The organism is Variovorax sp. P1_H12_2, assembly GCF_056405335.1.
Map to the genome: position 1 here is coordinate 1 of NZ_JBFUCI010000624.1, position 2,491 is coordinate 2,491.

Here is a 2,491-nt window from a genome sequence, read left to right on the forward strand (position 1 = left end):
GGTCAAGCTCTTCGAGTACAGCTGGTTAATTGGTTTGTATGATCTTTCTGATTGGAGTCAATTTCATTGGGATGAACTCAAACAGAAGCTCGCAATAGGGTTGTGGGACGAAGCCTTGGATTTAGAGGCTCGATCCTTCAGCGCAGTCAAGAACCTAACGGCGACGCAGATTTCGGCCTTCCTTTCTTTGAAAAAGGCGCGTGGCCAAGAAAAAAACTGGGGTCTTTCAGCCTCGTTCCTTAAGACCATCGGCACGAACACAAGATTGAGTGCCAGTGCAACGATTCTTCGTGCTGTCCTAGTTGCGAAAAGCATGAATGGCGATCAAGACCTTAACGGTTCAGCTACCGTAGAAAAAACGTTTTCATCCAGCACGCTACAAGGCATCCTTACGCATCTTGCGATTGTCAGTGAGCTTTCACCGCCTTACGGCTGGAGCCACATCGACACTTCTGGATCCTATAAATTCGCGGGAACGAACCCTAGCGCTACAAGCCGCCCGGCTCAGAGAACTCCCAGCATGAGCCCTGAGTCAGTCTCGGCCATTCTCACAGAGGCATTTCGTTGGGTCTTAGAGTACGGCCCAATTGCGATTCAAATGCTAAAAAACCTTTGCAGAGAATGTGCACCGCATGCAAGCCGCTCAGTCGCCGAAAAGTGGCGAAAGCAGGCTAAGGTTTTACTCAACTGCAAGGAAGCTCGGGAGTTAGACGCTCTACTTGGAATCAAGCTGACTACGTATTCGGTTCCGAAAGGGGACGGAGCATCTGTGAGTCAGCTGATTAACAAGTTGCAAACCTCATGCTTTGCCATTATTGCGATCATGAATGCTAGGCGAAAGGATGAGATCGGTGGAAAAGCTGTTGGTCTCCATACTACTAGCATGACTGTGCTTGATCGTGAGTTAGGGCTGTATGAATGCCTGTTCTACATAGAAAAAACTACGAAAGACTATGTTCCGTTCCTGATAAATAACATTACCATGCGGGCGATTTCACTTCTTGAGGAAGTATCAGAGATTGCTTGGGAATATCATGAGCTGTGTGGTGGGAAAAGAATTCCAGAAGCCAGCTATCGGGACAGAAAACTATTCTTCTATCCTAGCTTCTCAAACAAACAGGGAATCCCGAGTTGGTATGAATTTTCAACCAATAAGGGAGGAATGGCACGGGCGTTTTTTGTGGATGTGAGGGAAGAGGATTGGAACGTTCTTCCACGCGCGCACATGTTTCGGCGCGCATATGCACTGCACTTTCACTATCGCTTTTCCTTGGGTACGCTGCAAGCGCTCTCGCAACAGATGGGCCATCGGGATACGCTGTGCACGCTGCACTATATCCATGATGCCGAGGCGACGGCACTACACCGGACAGGCGCTTCAATGTGGTCTATTGCCCCAGCGTTGGCTCAGAAAGCTCAACAAGAGCATTTCCGTGAAATTTCGGAAGAAGTAGCTGCTGTGGGGCTGGAAAAACTCCGCCAGCTTATTGCGGAGATAGTTGGAAGCGCGAAATCGTTCTCCGGCGGGTATGCGAAGCTCGTCAGGCGTTTTCACAGCAAAATGTCCCGCAGTATTTCCTATCAACGACTTGAGTTAGATCAGCAAATTTGCAAGCTTCAGGATGCGCTGGTAGCTCGTGGTCATAGGTCCTCGCCTTACAAGCACGGAGACTGCAACTCGCCTGGTGTTAATGGACTTGCACGCTGCTATTCTTCCGACGAGCTGAGACTTCGAAAAGAAGATGCATCTCCCGCTCTTTGCGATGCTTGCTCCTTTCACGATCGCACGCTAGGACATGTACGCGGTCTTCAAGAAGACCTTTCCTTTCTAGAGACTGAGGTTGGAACGACCGCCGCATCAACTGTCTTGGGCATGGCTAAAGTCAACGAAATAGCCAACCTGAGACGAATCATTTACTTAAGCAAGATGCGCCTGGGAGGTGATTTGTAATGGCGAAGAAAAGTTCTGACGGGGTAAGAGGAGCTGCGTCCTCAACCTTGATGGGAAATAAGCCGAAGGTGGCTTATGCCAACGCCGATGCGGCAAAAACAAATATCGTCAACAAAATTCGCGCTTTGAAGAGCGCTCTTGAAGAAAGTACGGTTGAGAGGAGCTCTCTTCCCCATACCCCAAGGCAGTTCAACGCATGGACTTCTTCAAAGCTCCCTGTGAATTTTGGTTATGTCGAACCTTTCGGCACTAATGCACAAGCCACTCTCAAGAAGCATCCGGAGCTTTTTGTATCGCTTGACCAGTTGCTCCAATTAATAAAATCGGCGACGGAAAGTACAAAGAAAAAGCCTCGAGACAGAAGCGAAGTGGTTGCGAGGCTAAAAAGCGACATTAGGTTGCACTTAGTCATTCGTCAGATTGCGGAACGTGAACTTGTCATGGAGCGCCGGCAGACTATTCGGTCCAACGCAAAATATGAGGGCCTGCAATCCAAAATGAGGTCGCTTGAGAAGGAAAGCCAATCTCGGATCTCAGGGC

2 protein-coding genes are annotated in these 2,491 nt (G+C 49.1%); both read left to right on the top strand.

All coding sequences use genetic code 11. The annotated features are described in order from the left end of the window. On the top strand, positions 1-1,951 hold a 1,951-nt coding region (locus tag AC1D2K_RS33375; RefSeq protein ID WP_478094551.1), incomplete at its 5' end, for a hypothetical protein. After that, positions 1,951-2,491 (top strand): hypothetical protein (locus AC1D2K_RS33380; RefSeq protein WP_478094552.1); only part of this gene is annotated, 541 nt, incomplete at its 3' end. The genes AC1D2K_RS33375 and AC1D2K_RS33380, both read left to right, overlap by 1 nt.